Annotated in this window: 13 protein-coding genes; 8 read left to right on the plus strand and 5 right to left on the minus strand. The window is 63.2% G+C overall.

What is annotated here, in order from left to right; translation table 11 throughout:
• Positions 1 to 43 precede the first annotated feature (43 nt).
• On the plus strand, positions 44 to 1723 hold the full coding sequence (locus AD670_RS27115; protein WP_053139527.1) for an APC family permease: 1680 nt from the start codon (positions 44 to 46) through the stop codon (positions 1721 to 1723).
• 16 nt (positions 1724 to 1739) lie between these two features.
• Positions 1740 to 2732, plus strand: coding sequence for a bifunctional methylenetetrahydrofolate dehydrogenase/methenyltetrahydrofolate cyclohydrolase FolD (gene folD, locus AD670_RS27120; protein WP_082341057.1), 993 nt, complete (start codon positions 1740 to 1742; stop codon positions 2730 to 2732).
• Between the two features lie 464 nt (positions 2733 to 3196).
• On the opposite strand, the gene AD670_RS27125 is transcribed toward folD (AD670_RS27120), so the two are convergent.
• From AD670_RS27125 to glnT, 5 genes are all read right to left on the minus strand, one after another.
• Positions 3197 to 4522 carry an ammonium transporter gene (locus tag AD670_RS27125; protein ID WP_053139529.1) on the minus strand — a complete coding sequence of 442 codons (1326 nt, stop codon included), beginning with the start codon at positions 4520 to 4522 and terminating at the stop codon, positions 3197 to 3199.
• Positions 4523 to 4659: 137 nt separating this feature from the next.
• On the minus strand, positions 4660 to 5982 hold the full coding sequence (locus AD670_RS27130) for an FMN-binding glutamate synthase family protein (RefSeq protein ID WP_027603581.1): 1323 nt from the start codon (positions 5980 to 5982) through the stop codon (positions 4660 to 4662).
• Between the two features lie 14 nt (positions 5983 to 5996).
• Entirely contained in the window at positions 5997 to 6671 is a 675-nt protein-coding gene (locus AD670_RS27135) for a protein glxC (RefSeq protein WP_027603580.1), read from the minus strand.
• 11 nt (positions 6672 to 6682) lie between these two features.
• Positions 6683 to 7588 (minus strand): glutamine amidotransferase family protein, encoded by a 906-nt coding sequence (locus AD670_RS27140; protein ID WP_053139530.1) that lies wholly within the window; start codon positions 7586 to 7588, stop codon positions 6683 to 6685.
• Positions 7589 to 7610: 22 nt separating this feature from the next.
• Positions 7611 to 8945 (minus strand): type III glutamate--ammonia ligase, encoded by a 1335-nt coding sequence (glnT, locus tag AD670_RS27145; protein WP_053139533.1) that lies wholly within the window; start codon positions 8943 to 8945, stop codon positions 7611 to 7613.
• 282 nt (positions 8946 to 9227) lie between these two features.
• Between glnT and AD670_RS27150 the strand changes: the two genes are divergently transcribed.
• From AD670_RS27150 to AD670_RS27175, 6 genes are all read left to right on the plus strand, one after another.
• The gene (locus AD670_RS27150; protein WP_053139883.1) at positions 9228 to 9827 is read left to right on the plus strand and encodes a helix-turn-helix domain-containing protein; all 600 of its coding nucleotides are present in this window, start codon (positions 9228 to 9230) and stop codon (positions 9825 to 9827) included.
• 344 nt (positions 9828 to 10171) lie between these two features.
• A complete protein-coding gene (gene purU / locus AD670_RS27155) occupies positions 10172 to 11038 on the plus strand; it encodes a formyltetrahydrofolate deformylase (protein WP_053139535.1) in 867 nt (288 codons plus the stop codon).
• The gene (gene folD, locus AD670_RS27160) at positions 11035 to 11940 is read left to right on the plus strand and encodes a bifunctional methylenetetrahydrofolate dehydrogenase/methenyltetrahydrofolate cyclohydrolase FolD (protein ID WP_053139537.1); all 906 of its coding nucleotides are present in this window, start codon (positions 11035 to 11037) and stop codon (positions 11938 to 11940) included. Before purU ends, folD (AD670_RS27160) begins: the two co-directional genes overlap by 4 nt.
• Entirely contained in the window at positions 11922 to 13163 is a 1242-nt protein-coding gene (locus AD670_RS27165; RefSeq protein WP_053139539.1) for an FAD-dependent oxidoreductase, read from the plus strand. Before folD (AD670_RS27160) ends, AD670_RS27165 begins: the two co-directional genes overlap by 19 nt.
• Positions 13164 to 13176: 13 nt before the next feature.
• Positions 13177 to 13476, plus strand: coding sequence for a sarcosine oxidase subunit delta (locus AD670_RS27170; RefSeq protein ID WP_012723544.1), 300 nt, complete (start codon positions 13177 to 13179; stop codon positions 13474 to 13476).
• Positions 13473 to 16370, plus strand: coding sequence for a 2Fe-2S iron-sulfur cluster-binding protein (locus tag AD670_RS27175; RefSeq protein WP_053139541.1), 2898 nt, complete (start codon positions 13473 to 13475; stop codon positions 16368 to 16370). The genes AD670_RS27170 and AD670_RS27175 overlap by 4 nt, the downstream gene beginning before the upstream one ends.
• Position 16371 lies beyond the last annotated feature (1 nt).

Genomic DNA, 16371 nt, shown 5'->3' on the forward strand with positions numbered 1-16371 from the left:
GACTGCCCCAACCTAACCGCTATTCAGACATGGGAATACGAAGATGGAAGCGACGACGTTCGAGGCTGTACCGCAGGCTGCCGGCTCGGTGGGCAGCCTGCACCGCAAGATCGACTGGCGCGGGGCATTCTGGGTCGCCAGTGGCGTGCCCGCGCTGGTGTTGTTCTCCATCGGTGCGATCGCCGCCACGGTGGGCAAACCGGCATGGATCGTGTGGATCGTGTCGATCCTGTTCGGGTTTATCCAGGCCTTCACCTACGCCGAGATCGCCGGGCTGTTCCCGCACAAATCCGGCGGCGCCTCGGTGTACGGCGCGGTGGCCTGGGTGCGCTACAGCAAGCTGATCGCACCGGTGTCGGTGTGGTGCAACTGGCTGGCCTGGTCGCCGGTGCTGTCCATCGGTTCGGGGCTGGCGGCGGGGTATATCCTCACGGCGCTGTTTCCCGCCGATGCGTTGATCAACACCTGGCAACTGACCCTGCTGGACCTGGGCTGGGTCAAGAGCGGTCTGTCGTTGCGCATCAACGCGACGTTCGCCATTGGTTTGTTGATTTTGCTCACGGTGTTTGCCGTGCAGCACGGCGGCATCCTGCGGTCGGCGCGCCTGACCCTGGTGCTCGGCGTCACCTCGTTGATTCCACTGCTGCTGGTGGGCGTGGTGCCGTTGTTCACCGGGGATGCGACCCAGGCCAACTTCCTGCCGCTGTACCCCCTGGCCCACGACGCGGCCGGTCAAGTCATCGATGGGCCGTGGGATATGTCCGGCTGGTCACTGATGGCCGGTGGGCTGTTCATGGCGGCGTGGTCCACCTACGGCTTTGAAACGGCGGTGTGCTACACCCGTGAGTTCAAGGACCCCAAGCGCGATACCTTCAAGGCGATCTTCTACGCCGGCCTGCTGTGCATCCTGGTGTTCACCCTGGTGCCGCTGGCGTTCCAAGGCAGCCTCGGGCTGGGCCAACTGGTGACGCCGGCGGTGCTCGACGCCAGTGGCGCAATCGTGACGCCTGCGGTGTACAGCGGCCTGCTCTCGCCGGCGATCTACAGCGGCATGGGCGTTGGCCAGGTGATGGCCGACAGCATCGGCGGCGGCAAGGTGGTGGCCAATATCGTGCTGATCATGCTGGTGCTGGCGACGTTGCTGGCGATCATGACCTCGATGTCCGGTTCGTCGCGCACCCTGTATCAGGCCTCGGTGGATGGCTGGCTGCCCAAGTACCTGGGGCGCACCAACGAACATGGCGCGCCAACCGCAGCAATGTGGACCGACCTGTCGTTCAACCTGCTGCTGTTGCTGATGTCGGACTACGTGTTCGTGCTTGCGGCGTCCAACGTCAGCTACATCATCTTCAACTTCCTCAACCTCAATGCCGGCTGGATCCACCGTCTGGACCGCCCCGACTGGGTACGCCCGTACAAAGCCCCCACCGTGCTGCTGGCAGCCGGCGGCGTACTGAGTTTCGTCAACCTGGCCTGCATGGGCCTGGGCGCGGACATCTGGGGCGCAGGCACGCTGGTCACCGGTTTGCTGCTGGCGCTGCTGATCCTGCCGGTGTTCTGCTACCGCCACTATGTACAGGACAAGGGCCGCTTCCCCGCCGCCATGCTCACCGACCTGTATATCCAGGCCGATGACGGCCAGCGCCGCGCCGGCTGGCTGCCCTATGCCACGCTGATCGCCGGCGTGCTGGTGGTGTATGCCTGCCATCAACTGGTAGCCTGAGCCTTCTGGCCTGCCTATGGCTGAGGGATTTTTATCCCTCAGCGCCTTATTTCCCCAGACAACGGTGACGCTTTTGACCAGCTCTCTCCCCACGCTTGCCCGCGATATCGACGGCAAGGCCATCTCTGCCCAGGTGCTCGACGAGGTTCGCGAAGAGGTCCTGCTGCTAGCCTCGCAGCAAATCTACCCGGCCCTGGCGGTATTGCTGGTGGGCGATGACCCGGCCAGCCACGTCTACGTGCGCAATAAGCTGCTGCGGGCCAAGGAAGTCGGGATTCGCTCCCTGGAATACCGACTGCCGGAGGATGCCAGCCAGACGCAGGTGCTCGACCTGCTTGCCCAGTTGAACGCCGACACGACGGTCAACGGCATCCTGGTGCAGTTACCGCTGCCGGCGCATATCGACGAAGCGGCAGTGATCCACGCGATCGACCCGATCAAGGATGTGGATGGCTTCCACCGCGAAAACGTCGGTGGCTTGGTGCAAGGCATCGAAGTGCTCACGCCCTGCACACCCAGCGGCTGCATGCGCCTGCTGCACGAAACCTGTGGCGACTTGAGCGGCTTGCACGCGGTGGTCATCGGTCGTTCGAACATTGTCGGCAAACCCATGGCGACCCTGCTGCTGCAGGCCAACTGCTCGGTCAGCGTGGTGCACTCGCGCAGCGTCGATGCCCCGGCGTTGTGCCGTTTGGCCGACATCGTCGTCGCCGCCGTAGGCCGGCCGCAGTTGGTCGACGCCAGTTGGCTCAAGCCCGGCGCAGTGGTGATTGATGTGGGGATCAACCGCATCACCACCGAGACCGGCACACGGTTGGTGGGGGATGTGGACTATGCCAGCGCACGCACCGTAGCCAGCGCGATCACGCCGGTGCCCGGCGGTGTAGGGCCAATGACGATTGCCTACCTGCTGAAGAACACCCTGGTGGCGAGCCAGCTGCAACGCAGCAAGGCAAATGCGGGAGGGAACTTGCCCCCAATGGCCGTGGCTCAGCTACAACCAAGCTGACTGACAGACCGCTGTCGGCGCCTAGGTATCCACAACGGTAACCACGATGCGAAGCGAGCCGCCCTTGATCTTGCTGTAGATCTTGATCTTGCTTTAGATCTTGATCTCAGGCGCCCCGTTAACCACGCTGGCCGGAATCCGATAGTGATTTGGGGGGTAAACCGGCAGGGATGCCGGTTTAGCCGCCCCGCGCCATGGATGGCGCGTGGCGGCGGCCCCCCACATCACTGTCGGATTACGGGCACACCGAGCCTGGGCGAGGTGCCGAGTGGTGGGGCGAGGACTTTTTGCTTACTTTTGGGTCCCTCCAAAAGTGAGTCGCTGTAAGAGCGAAACCATAAGCAGCCGTTACCGCAGCAACGGATATGTACTCATTCCAACTCCAACAAATGGTCGGCCCAAAGGCCGCCATCGGGAGCAAGCCCCCTCCCACATTTTGAGCTGCGTTTACTCAGGGGGAATGATCAGTGGTTGTAGGCCCGCTCATTATGCTCGGCCAGGTCCAGCCCCATCTCCTCCACCGACTCATGGGCACGCAAGCCAACCAGGGCATTGACCACCTTGAGAATGATCCAACTGATCACAAAGCAGTACACCGTAGTCAGCAGCACCCCCTTGAGCTGGGCAACCACCTGCCCGCCCATGGTCACACCTTCCACCAGGCCACCCATGGACGGTACACAGAACACGCCAGTCAACACCGCGCCAATCATCCCGCCAATGCCGTGCAGGCCGAACACGTCAAGGCTGTCGTCGTAGCCAAAACGGCGCTTCAACACCGTCACACTCAAATAACAGAACACCCCGCACAGCAAGCCGATGGCCAACGCACCGCCGACGCCCACGTAGGCACACGCCGGGGTGATCCCCACCAGGCCGGCCAACGCGCCGCTGGCCAGGCCGAGGGCACTGGGCTTGCCGACCTTGAACCACTCGGTGAACATCCAGCCGAGAATCCCGGCGCAGGCGCCCAACTGAGTGTTGAGCATGACGATGCCCGAGGTGCCGCTGAGGCCGCCACCGGAGCCGATATTGAAGCCGAACCAGCCGACCCAGAGCATCGCCGCGCCGGCCATGGTCAGGCTGAGGTTATGCGCAGGCATCGGCGTGTTCTGGTAGCCCTTGCGCTTGCCGAGGATCAGGCACGCAGCGAGCGCAGCCACACCGGCATTGATGTGCACGGCGGTGCCGCCGGCAAAGTCGAGCACGCCCCAGTTATGCATCAAGGCCCCCGAACCGCCCCAGACCATATGCGCCACCGGGGCATAGACCAGGGTGAACCAGAGGGCCATGAACAGCAGCGCCGCCGAAAATTTCATGCGCTCGGCAAAAGCGCCGGCGATCAGGGCCGGGGTGATGATGGCGAAGGTCATCTGGAAGGTCACGAACACCCCTTCCGGAATATCCCCCACCAGGCTCTCCGGGGTCATGCCCGCCAGAAAGGCGCGGCTCAGGCCGCCGACAAAACTGTTGAAGGTCACCTGCCCTTCGACCATGCCGGTGGTATCGACCACCATGCTGTAGCCGTAGATCACCCACAGCACGCCCACCAGGCCGGCGATGCCGAAGCACTGGGTGAACAACGACAGCATGTTTTTCGCACGGACCAGGCCGCCGTAGAACAACGCCAGCCCCGGCAAGCACATGAACAGCACCAGCACGGCGGCGGTGACCATCCAGGCGGTGCTGCCGGTGTTCAAGGTGGGGGCGTCGGTGGCCTGGGCGAGGGGCACAAGTGCACCGGTCGCCAATAAGCCAATAAGGGATTTGCCGAGAAGACGATTGACCATGTTCAAAGCTCCTGCAACAGAAGTGTGTAGGAGCGAGCTTGCTCGCGAAAAACGTCCAGGCAACGCGTTCATCCAGGGTGCCAGCGTTATCCTTGACGCTCTTCGCGAGCACGCTCGCGCCTACAGGGGGGGTAAACTCAGTAACCGGAACCCGGCACCCAACTGGTCCCCGCCAGCGGCACCCGCGCCATGGCGGCCGATTCCACTGTCAGCGCCACCAGGTCCTCGGGGTCGAGGTTGTGCAGGTGCGATTTGCCGCACGCACGGGCCATGGTCTGCGCCTCCAGCACCATCACCCGCAGGTAGTTGGCCAACCGCCGCCCGCCTTCCACCGGGTCGAGGCGCTTGGACAGCTCCGGGTCTTGGGTGGTGATGCCGGCCGGGTCGCGGCCGTTCTGCCAGTCGTCATAGAAGCCGGCGGCCGAGCCGATCTTTTTCAGTTCCGCGTCCAGCCGTGGGTGGTTGTCGCCCAGGGCAATCAGCGCCGCCGTGCCGATGGCGACCGCATCCGCGCCCATCGCCATGGCCTTGGCCACATCGGCACCGTTGCGAATCCCGCCCGACACGATCAACTGGACCTTGCGGTGCATGCCCATCTCTTGCAAAGCCTGTACCGCTTGCGGGATGGCCGACAAAATCGGGATGCCCACATGCTCGATAAACACTTCCTGGGTCGCGGCAGTACCGCCTTGCATGCCGTCGAGCACGATCACATCGGCACCGGCCTTGACCGCCAGCTTCACATCGTAATACGGCCGGCTCGCGCCGATTTTCACGTAGATCGGCTTTTCCCAATCGGTGATTTCGCGCAGCTCGGCAATCTTGATCGCCAGGTCATCGGGGCCGGTCCAGTCCGGGTGGCGACAGGCGCTGCGCTGGTCCACGCCGATCGGCAAGGTGCGCATGCCGGCCACACGTTCGGTGACTTTCATACCGAGCAACATGCCGCCGCCGCCGGGCTTGGCGCCCTGGCCGAGGACGATCTCGATGGCGTCGGCCTTGCGCAAATCATCCGGGTTCATACCATAGCGCGACGGCAGGTACTGATACACCAGGTGCTGGGACTGGCCGCGCTCTTCCGGGGTCATGCCGCCGTCACCGGTGGTGGTGCTGGTGCCGGCGATGGTCGCGCCACGGCCCAGGGCTTCCTTGGCGTTGGCCGACAACGCACCGAAACTCATACCGGCGATGGTCACCGGGATCTTCAGGTGGATCGGCTTCTTGGCGAAGCGGTTGCCGAGGATCACATCGGTGCCGCACTTCTCGCGATAGCCTTCCAGCGGGTAGCGCGACACGCTGGCGCCGAGCAGGAGCAAGTCATCGAAGTGCGGCAGCTTGCGCTTGGTGCCGCCACCGCGAATGTCGTAGATGCCGGTTTCGGCGGCACGCTGGATTTCCTGGATGGTCAGGCGGTCGAAGGTGGCCGACTCGCGCAGGACCGGAGGGGTTTGTTCAGTCATGGTGAAGCTCCTGATCAGTACGCGGAGGCGTTATCGACTTTGAAGTTGTAGAGTTGACGGGCCGAGCCGTAGCGCTTGAAATCCGCCGCCTGGTGGGCGAAGCCGGCGCGGTCGAGCAGTTCCTGCAACTCTTGCAGGTGCTCGCTGCGCATCTCTTTTTCGACGCAGTCCGAGCCCAGGGACTCCACCGTGCCTTTCACGTAGATGTGGGTTTCGTAGAGCGAATCGCCCAGCGCATCGCCGGCGTCGCCGCACACCACCAGGCGCCCGGCCTGGCCCATGAAGCAGCTCATATGGCCGATGCTGCCGCCGACGACGATGTCGATGCCCTTCATGGAGATCCCGCAACGCGCGCCCGCATCGCCCTCGATCACCAGCAAACCGCCATGGGCCGTGGCCCCGGCCGCCTGGGACGCGCTGCCTTTGACACGCACCGAGCCGGACATCATGTTCTCGGCGCAGCCCACGCCGACATTGCCGTGCACGGTGATCGAGGCCTGCTGGTTCATGCCCGCGCAGTAGTAGCCGGCGTGGCCCTCGATATCGATGGACACGGCCTGGTTCACCCCCACCGCAAGGTTGTGCTTGCCGTTGGAATGGGTCACGCGCCACTCGTTGTCGATGGCCTGGGCGTGCAGCGCCTGGTTGAGGTCACGCACGGTGGCGGTGGAAAGATCGATGGTTTTCATGTGTGCGCTCCTTAAGCTGACTGGCGTTCCCAGATGTACAACGTGGCCGGTGCCGGCTCCCAGATCCGCGCGTTCTCGATGCCCGGCAGGCTCGACAGCGCCTGGTATTCGGAGGCCATGGCGACGTAGTCGTCGGTCTCGGCCAAGATCGCTGGCTTGCACGCAATCGGGTCACGGATCACCGCAAAGCCGTTGCGCGTGCCGATGGCGAAGGTGAAGAAGCCGTCGAGGTCTTCCAGGGCATGGTCCAGCGCCTCTTTGAGCGAGTCACCCTGTTGCAGGCGCCAGGTCAGGTAGCCGGCGGCGACTTCGGTGTCGTTGTCGGTTTCGAAGTGGATGCCTTCGCGCTTGAGCTCCTGGCGCAGGCGGAAGTGGTTGGACAGCGAGCCGTTGTGCACCAGGCACAGGTCGGCGCCGGTAGAGAACGGGTGGCTGCCTTCCATGGTCACCGCGCTTTCGGTGGCCATGCGGGTGTGGCCGATGATGTGGCTGCCCTGCATGTTTGCCAGGCCGAAGCGTTGGGAAATTTCCTGGGGCAGGCCCATGCCCTTGAGGATCTCGATGCTCTGCCCGGCGCTCATGATGCGCACGCTCGGCGCCAGTTCGGCCAGGGCCAGGCGCACCGGGGCTTCGTCGGCGTGGATCTTCAATACAGCGGCGCTGGCGTTCTGGAACCAGTCCAGGGAACAGCCGAGGCGCCCTTCCAGCTCGCCCATCAAGCCTTTCCAATCGAAGGCTTCGGTGGTGGCTTGCAGGGTCAGCTTGACCCAGCCATCGGCGACTTCATCGCCGTAGATGGCGAAACCGGCGCTGTCCGGGCCACGGTCAGTCATGGCTTGCAGCATGGGTTCAAACAGCTTGCCGAGCTGGGGTTCCAGCTGCGGATTCTTCAGGTACAGGCCTACGATTCCACACATAACAAGTCTCCGTCACACGGTGTCAGAAAAATTCGGTATAGCGCTGGATTTCCCAATCGCTCACATGGCGGCTGTACTCCACCCACTCCATGCGCTTGAGCTTGATGAACTCGCCCACGATCTGCGGGCCGAGCACTTCGGCGAACAGCGCGTCGGCTTCCAGCGCGTCGCAGGCTTCCTTGAGGGATTGCGGCAGGGTCTTGATGCCGCGCTCGGCGATCTGCTCGAGGCTCAGGCTGTAGAGGTTTTCGTTGCAGACGTGGTCGATTTCCAGCTGGCGATCGATACCGTCCAGGCCCGCGGCGATGATCGCGGCGCTGACCAGATAGGGGTTGCAGCCGGCATCCGGCAGGCGGAACTCCAGGCGGCCATACGGCACGCGCACCATGGCCGAGCGGTTGTTGGCGCCAAACGCAATAAAGGCCGGGGCCCAGGTGGCGCCGGACAACGAGTTGCCGACCACCAGGCGCTTGTAGGAGTTGACCGTGGGCGCGGCGAACGCACACAGCGCCGGGCCATGGGCGAGCAAGCCGGCGGCGAAGTGATAGGCGAGTTTCGACAGGCCCATGCCGCTCGGGTCGCTGGCGTCATGGAACAGGTTTTTGTTCTCGGCGCTGCTGATCGACAGGTGAAAGTGCATGCCATTGCCGGCGCGTTTCGGGTCGGGCTTGGGCATGAAGGAGCAGATCATGCCCAGGTCATTGGCGATCTCGCCGGCGGCCATGCGGAAGAAGGTGAAACGGTCGGCGGAGGTCAAGGCGTCGCTGTAGGTGTAATTGATCTCGAACTGGCCGTTGGCGTCTTCGTGGTCGATTTGATAGACCTCGAAATCCACCGCCTGCAAGGCTTCGGTCAGGCGCTCGAGGAACACCCGCGAACGCGACAAGCCCTTGTAGTCGTAGCAAGGCTTGTCGAGGTTGTCGCTGGGGTCTACCAGTTGCAGCTTGCCGTGCTCGTCGCGGCGCATCAGGTTGAACTCGGGCTCCAGGCCAGTGTTCAGCGTCCAACCCTTGTCCTGCAGGCGCTGCACTTGTTGCTGCAGCACGTAGCGGCTGTCGTAGGGATGAGGCTTGCCGTCGACATGCCCGACGCACACCACGCGCCCATAACCCGGCTGCCAGGGGACCGGGGTCAAGGTCGACAGATCGCCACGCGCCATGAAGTCCGGACCGTGGGGCTCCATGCCCATGCCACTGATGGCAAACCCGGCAAACCCTGCGCCCTCTTCGGCCACGGTCTTGAGCCCGCAGATGGGCACCGACTTGGTCTTGGCCGCACCGTGTATATCCACAAACTGCGCAAGCACGTATTTGATCCCGTGCTTGTCGATGATGCGCTGGGTTTCTGCTGGCAACATTGCGTGTCACTCCTCGCGAAAGGCAAAACCGTGTGGGTGGGCCTAGGCTGTCTTTTTATTCCTAAAAAGAAAGTTAGTTTCCCTACAGGAATGCAATACCCTTGCCAGATTCGTGATCGACACATCGAAGTGGGTGGAGCTGCGCTTTTGTGCTGTATATATGGGAAAATTCTTTTCCCCGCAGGAATACGCACAGCGGGGTGGCCTTCAAGCGCCAGACCTTGCACTTTCCCAGTGCGAAAATAATATTACTGAACGGAAACCGTGCAGGAGCCGATGATCATGTCCACCGAAACCGCCCCGCGCCTCAAGCTCGAGCAATACCTGGGGCTGCAGATCAAACGCCAGCGCCAGGCCCAGGACCTGAAGCTGTCCGACGTGGCGAAGATTGCCGATATCAGCCAGGGCATGTTGAGCAAGATCGAGAACGCCCAGGTCTCCACCAGCCTCGATACCTTGAGCCGCCTGTGCGATGTACTCGGGCTGCCTCTGTCGAAGTTATTCAGCGAATACGATCAGCAGGATGGCAGCGCCTTGCTGGTCAAGGCCGACCAGGGCATGGAAGTGGTGCGCCGTGGGACCGAGAAAGGGCATACCTATCACCTGCTCAACCACACGCGCGGGCCGAAGAAGAGCTTCGAGGCGTACATGGTCAGCATGGATGACGCCAGTGAGGAGTTTCCGACCTTTGCCCATCCAGGGACGGAGTTTCTGCATTTGCTGGAGGGGGAGTTGATTTACCGGCATGGCAACCAGCTGTATCGGATGGAGGCCGGGGACAGCTTGACGTTTGAAGGCGAGATTCCACACGGGCCGGAGCAGTTGGTGCAGGTGCCGATTCGGTTGTTGTCGATCATGAACTACGGCAACGACAAGGAATAATCCGAACTCGCGATACACCTGAAGCACAGAGATTCAACTGTGGGAGGGGGCTTGCTCCCGATAAGGGAATGTCAGTGAATGCATTTGTCATTGACCCACCCTTATCGGGAGCAAGCCCCCTCCCACATTTTTGACTGCATTCGATGCCGTCCCGCCCGCTAAAAATTTCCCCTCAGTTAAAAAACTTTCCCAAAACCCCTAGACGCCCTGCCCCCATTCCCCTATAAAGCCACTTCAGGAATATTTTATTCCCCACAAGAAAACGCGCTCAAGGAATGAGCCTGCTGTCCTCAGACATTTTTTCGCTATGCGATGAGCTGCCGCCATCATCCCGAGGACGTGTCATGCAACACGAAAAAAACCATTTCATCATCAAGGTGACGTGCCCCGCCGTGTCCGGCATCGTCGCTGCCGTCACCACTTACCTGGCGGACAAGGCGTGCTACATCGGGGAAATGGCGCAGTTCGACGATGACTTCAGCGGCCGCTTTTTCATGCGTGCCGTGTTCCGTTTCAACGATGGCCACACAGGCGACCTGCAAGAGATCAGAGACGGTTTCGCCGATGTCGCCCAGGCCTTCGACATGCAGTGGGAGCTGCACGACACCCGCGAGCCGATGCGCGTGATGCTGATGGTGAGCAAGTTCGACCACTGCCTCACCGACCTGCTCTACCGCTACCACAAGGGCGAGATGGACATGACCATCACCGCCATCGTCTCCAACCACCTCGACCTGCGGCCAATGGCCGAGCGCGAGGGCATTCGCTTTATCTACCTGCCGGTGTCCAAGGACAACAAGGCCGCGCAGGAAGCCGAGTTGATGAAGATCGTCGACGACACCCGCACCGAGCTGGTGGTGTTGGCGCGCTACATGCAGATCCTCTCCGACGACCTGTGCCGGCAACTGTCGGGGCGGGCGATCAATATCCACCATTCGTTCCTGCCCGGTTTCAAGGGTGCCAAGCCCTATCACCAGGCTTATCAACGCGGCGTGAAGTTGATCGGTGCCACCGCGCACTATGTGACCAGCGACCTGGATGAGGGCCCGATCATCGAGCAGGAAGTGCAGCGCGTCGACCACGTGTACAAGCCCGACGACCTCGTCGCCATCGGCCGCGACACCGAAACCGTGGCCCTGTCCAAGGCGGTCAAGTACCACCTGGAGCACCGGGTCTTCCTCAATCAGGACAGAACGGTGGTGTTCCGGTGAGCGCGCATAAACTGATCGACGGCAAAGCCGCTGCGGCGCGCGTGCTGCTGCAAGTGCGCGAGGACGTGGCGCGTCTGCATGGGCAGGATATTCAACCGGCGCTGGCGGTGATCCTGGTGGGCAGCGACCCGGCCAGCCAGGTCTATGTGCGCAACAAGATCCTGCGCGCCGAAGAGGTGGGCATCCGCTCCGTGGAGCATCGCCTGCCCGGCGATACCAGCACCGAACAATTGTTGATCCTGATCGGCCAATTGAACGCCGACCCGGCGATCCACGGCATCCTCCTGCAATTGCCGTTGCCGGCGCAGATGGACGAACTGCGCGCCCTGGAGGCCATCGCGCCGGACAAGGACGTCGACGGGTTTCACAGCCAGAACGTCGGCGGCCTCAGCCAGGGCCGCGCAGTGCTCACGCCATGCACCCCGAGCGGTTGCCTGTATCTGTTGGAGCAAACCTGCGGCGACCTGCGTGGCAAACACGCGGTGGTGATCGGCCGTTCGAACATCGTCGGCAAGCCCATGGCCGCGCTGCTGCTCAAGGCGGATTGCTCGGTGACCGTGCTGCATTCGCGCAGCCACGACGCCCAGGCCCTGTGTCGCCAGGCCGATATCGTGATCGCCGCCGTGGGCCGCGCCCGCTTGATTGACGCGAGCTGGTTGAAGCCCGGCGCGGTGGTGATCGATGTCGGCATCAACCGCATCGACGACGACGGCCGCAGCCGCCTGGTGGGTGATGTCGACTTCGACAGCGCCCTGCCCCATGTCGCCGCCATCACCCCGGTGCCCGGCGGTGTCGGGCCGATGACCATTGCCTTCCTGATGAAAAACACCGTGGCCGCCGCCCTGGCGCAACACCACGCCCTACGCAGCCAATCGGAGGCCGTATGCCATTCAATCTATTGAAATACGGGCTGAGTTCGGAGTACCCGGTGGAGGTGGATTTGCCACCGCCCAAGGAACTCAAGTCGAGTTACGACGTGGTGATCATCGGCGCCGGTGGCCATGGCCTGGCGACGGCCTACTACCTGGCCAAGTACCACGGCATCACCAATATCGCAGTGCTGGAAAAGGCCTACCTGGGCGGCGGCAATACCGCGCGCAATACGGCGGTGATCCGCTCCAACTACCTCACCAGCGAAGGCGTTCGTTTCTATGCCGAATCGGTGAAGATGTTCCAGTCGCTGTCCAACGAATTCGATTTCAACATCATGTACTCCGAGCGCGGCCAACTGACCCTGGCCCACACCGACGCCACCGTGCGTTCGTTCCGCCAGCGTGCCGAGGTCAACAAACACTTCGGCGGGCGTACTGAGATGATCGACCGCCAGCAGATCCGCGAGCTGGTGCCCAGCCTCAACCTCGACCCCGGCCACTTGCCGGTAATCGCCGGGCTCTGGCATATCGACGGCGCCACCGCGCGTCACGATGCCGTGGCCTGGGGCTACGCCAAGCAGGCGGCCAAGCGTGGCGTGGAAATCCATCAGCTCACTGAAGTGCAGGACCTGGTGATCGAGAACGGCGCCATCACCGCAGTGAAAACCAATCGCGGCACCATCCAGTGCGGCTGCGCGGTACAGGCGATTGCCGGGCACAGCTCGCTGCTGATGGCCAAGGCCGGTATCCGTTCGCCGATCCAGACCTTCCCGTTGCAGGCCATGGTCACCCAGCCGTTCAAGCCGTTCCTCGACCCGTTGGTGAGTTCCTCGGCGCTGCACTGCTACGTGCAGCAAACCAGCCGTGGCGAAGTGGTGTTCGGTGGCGGCTCCGACCCGTACCCGCTGTTCAACACGCGCTCGACCCTGGACCTCAAGGAAAGCCTGTTGGCCCATGCCATCGAGATGTTCCCGTTCCTGGCCAACGCCAAGTTGATGCGCCAGTGGGCCGGGATCACCGACATGACCCCCGACTACAGCCCGATCATGGGCCTGTCGCCGGTGAAGAATTACTACCTCGACGCCGGCTGGGGTACCTGGGGCTTCAAGGCCACGCCGATCTGCGGCAAGACCATGGCCGAGCTGGTCGCCAGCGGCGGCAAGGTGCCGGACTTGATCAAGCCCTTCGGCCTCGAACGTTTCTCGACCTTCCAGCAAGTCAACGAAATGGGCGCCACAGCGGCCAGCCACTGACGGAGAGCAGACGATGAAAATCATGATTTGCCCGCTCAACGGGCCGCGCAATATCAGCGAGTTCACCTACGGCGGTGAATTCAAACCGATGCCCGATCCGCTGACCTGCAGCGATGCCGAATGGGCCGACTACGTGTTCAACACCGACAACCTCGCCGGTGTGGTGCGCGAATGGTGGATGCACACGCCGTCCAGTTACTGGTTCCTCGCCGAGCGCCACACGGTCACCGACGAGATCGTGCGCACCTTCGATCCGCGCGAAGTGTTCACCACCCGCGTCGACTTCACCACCGCCAAGGAGATCGCCGGATGAACCGCCTCCCCGCCCCCATGGGCTTGCTGATCCAGCGTGACCAGCCACTCGATTTCAGTTTCGACGGCCTGCCCTATCAAGGTTTGCAGGGCGACAGCATCGCCAGCGCGCTGCTCGCCAACGGGCGCTTCCTGATGTCGCGTTCGTTCAAGTACCACCGCCCACGCGGCCCATTGACCATGGCCGGCCATGACGCCAACAGCCTGGTGCAACTGCCCCGCGAACCCAACGTATTGGCCGATGCCCACGCGCTGTCCGCCGGCCTGGCGGTGACGGCGCAGAACGTCAACGGCTCGCTGGACAACGACAAGGACGCCTACCTGGGCAAGTTCTCCAAGTTCATGCCAGTGGGTTTCTACTACCGTTCGTTCTACAAGCCCAAGGGCATGTGGAAAGTCTGGGAGCCGATCATCCGCAAAAAGGCCGGCCTGGGCGTGCTCGACCTGACGTTCCAACCCGAGTACTACGACAAGGCCTACCTGTTCACCGACCTCGCCGTGATCGGCGCCGGCCCCGCTGGCTTGCAGGCCGCGCTGACCGCCGCGAATGCCGGCGCCAAGGTGCTGCTGATCGAGCAGCAGCCTATTCTCGGCGGGTCGCTGACCTACGCGCGCTTCGATATTGCCGGCACCCGTGCCGACACCCTGCGCCACGAGTTGCTCGGCGCGGTGCAGCAACACGCGAATATCCAGGTGCTCACCGACGCCACCTGCAATGCCTGGTTCACCGACAACTACCTGCCGGTGATCCAGGGCAAGCGCCTGTACAAAGTGCGCGCGCAACAGTGCCTGGTGTGCAGCGGTTCGTTCGACCAACCGGTGGTCTTCCGCAATAACGACCTGCCGGGGGTGATGCTCACCAGCGCCGCGCAACGCCTGATGAAGCTCTATGCGGTCAAGCCCGGCAAGCGCGCAGTGGTACTCACCGGCAACGATGACGGCTACCTCGCCGCCCTCGACCTGCATGACCAGGGCGTGGACGTGGCCGCCGTGATCGACCTGCGTCACGCCCCGGCGGACAAAGCCCTGCCGGGTGCCCTGGCCCAGCGCAAGATCCCGTGCCTGAGCAACAGCACCGTGTTCGAGGCCCTGCACGAAAAAGGCCTGCGCCATGTGAAAGGCGTCGATGTGCGCCAGATCACCGGCCAGGGCCAGGTCAGCGCCAGCGCGCAAGTGATCGACTGCGACCTGCTGTGCATGTCGGCCGGTTATATGCCGGTCTATCAGCTGCTGTGCCAGGCCGGTGGCAAGCTGGCCTATGACGACTCGCGTGCGGAGTTCAGCCTCAGTGGCCTGCCGCGCAACCTGGGCGTGGCCGGTTCCGTACACGGTCGGCATCAGCTGGACAATGTGCTGGCGGATGCGACCAACGCCGCCGCCGACAGCCTGCGCGCCCTCGGTTTGACCAGCACCAGCCCGCCTGCAGCGCTGCGCAGTGAAGCCCAGGTCAACTTCCACTGGCCGATCTTCCCGCACCCCAAGGGCAAGGATTTCGTCGACTTCGACGAAGACCTGCAAGTGGCAGATATCGTCAACGCCACCCGCATCGGCTACCGCGATGTGCAGTTGGTCAAGCGTTACTCCACGGTCGGCATGGGCCCGTCCCAGGGGCGTCACTCGGCGCTGCCGACCGCACGGCTGGTGGCCTGGGCGACCCAGCGCACGATCAGCGAAACCGGGGTCACCACCGCACGCCCGCCGTTCGTGGCGGAGAAACTCGCCCATGTCGCCGGACGCGCCTTCGACCCCTACCGCCAAACGCCGATGCACGCGCGCCATGTGCAAGCCGGGGCGAAGATGATGCCCGCCGGTATCTGGCAGCGCCCGGCCTATTACGGCAAGCCCCAGGACCGCGAAGCGTGCATGCAGGCCGAAGCGCTGCACGTGCGCAACAAGGTCGGGCTCATCGATGTGTCCACACTCGGTGGCCTGGACGTGCGCGGCCCGGACGCCGCCGAATTGCTCAACCGCATGTACACCTTCGCGTTCCTCAAGCAGCCGGTGGGCCGTTCGCGTTATGCGCTGATGACCAACGAACACGGCGTGGTGATCGACGACGGCGTGTGCGCGCGGCTGGCCGACAAGCATTTCTACGTCACCGCCACCACCAGCGGCGTCGACCGCATCTACCAGCAGATGCTCAAGTGGAACGCGCAGTGGCGCCTGGACGTGGACGTGACCAACGTCACGGCGGCGATCTGTGCGGTGAACGTGGCCGGGCCGGATTCGCGCAAGGTGCTGGAGCAGGTGTGCAACGACCTCGACCTGAGTGCCGAAGGCTTCCCCTACCTGGGCGTGCGCCAGGGCACGGTGGCCGGGATCAAGGCACGCCTGCTGCGGGTGGGGTTCGTCGGCGAACTGGGCTATGAAATCCACGTAGCGGCACGCCACGGCCTGGCGTTGTGGGACGCGTTGATGACAGCCGGCAAGGCCTTTGACATTCGCCCCTTCGGCGTCGAAACCCAACGCCTGCTGCGCCTGGAAAAAGGCCACGTGATCATCAGCCAGGACACCGACGGCATGACTCACCCGGCAGAAATCGACATGGGCTGGGCGGTCAGCCGCAACAAGCCGTTCTTCGTCGGTCGCCGCTCGGTGGACATCCTCGAAGCCCAGCCGCTGAAACGCAAACTGGTGGGCTTCAGCCTGCCCAAGGGCAGCGTGCAACCGCTGGAAGGCCACCTGGTGCTCAACGGGGCGGACATCAGCGGCAACGTCACTTCCTGCGAATACTCCACCAGCCTGGGCCGCATCATCGGCCTGGCCTACGCCGGGATCGACCAGAGCACACCGGGGCAGCGCATTCCGATTCGCGTCGAGGGCGGCATCGTCGTCCAGGCCGAGGTGGTGCAACTGCCGTTCTTCGACCCCACCAATCAACGCCAGGAGGGTTAAG

Source organism: Pseudomonas sp. MIACH (genome assembly GCF_001269925.1).
Classification (GTDB): Bacteria; Pseudomonadota; Gammaproteobacteria; order Pseudomonadales; family Pseudomonadaceae; genus Aquipseudomonas.

Coding starts and splice junctions, on each gene's coding strand:
- AD670_RS27115 (WP_053139527.1), top strand. CDS start 44: ATGGAAGCGACGACGTTCGAGGCTGTACCGCAGGCTGCCGGCTCGGTG.
- folD (WP_082341057.1), top strand. CDS start 1,740: ATGGCTGAGGGATTTTTATCCCTCAGCGCCTTATTTCCCCAGACAACG.
- AD670_RS27125 (WP_053139529.1), bottom strand. CDS start 4,522: ATGGTCAATCGTCTTCTCGGCAAATCCCTTATTGGCTTATTGGCGACC.
- AD670_RS27130 (WP_027603581.1), bottom strand. CDS start 5,982: ATGACTGAACAAACCCCTCCGGTCCTGCGCGAGTCGGCCACCTTCGAC.
- AD670_RS27135 (WP_027603580.1), bottom strand. CDS start 6,671: ATGAAAACCATCGATCTTTCCACCGCCACCGTGCGTGACCTCAACCAG.
- AD670_RS27140 (WP_053139530.1), bottom strand. CDS start 7,588: ATGTGTGGAATCGTAGGCCTGTACCTGAAGAATCCGCAGCTGGAACCC.
- glnT (WP_053139533.1), bottom strand. CDS start 8,945: ATGTTGCCAGCAGAAACCCAGCGCATCATCGACAAGCACGGGATCAAA.
- AD670_RS27150 (WP_053139883.1), top strand. CDS start 9,228: ATGTCCACCGAAACCGCCCCGCGCCTCAAGCTCGAGCAATACCTGGGG.
- purU (WP_053139535.1), top strand. CDS start 10,172: ATGCAACACGAAAAAAACCATTTCATCATCAAGGTGACGTGCCCCGCC.
- AD670_RS27165 (WP_053139539.1), top strand. CDS start 11,922: ATGCCATTCAATCTATTGAAATACGGGCTGAGTTCGGAGTACCCGGTG.
- AD670_RS27170 (WP_012723544.1), top strand. CDS start 13,177: ATGAAAATCATGATTTGCCCGCTCAACGGGCCGCGCAATATCAGCGAG.
- AD670_RS27175 (WP_053139541.1), top strand. CDS start 13,473: ATGAACCGCCTCCCCGCCCCCATGGGCTTGCTGATCCAGCGTGACCAG.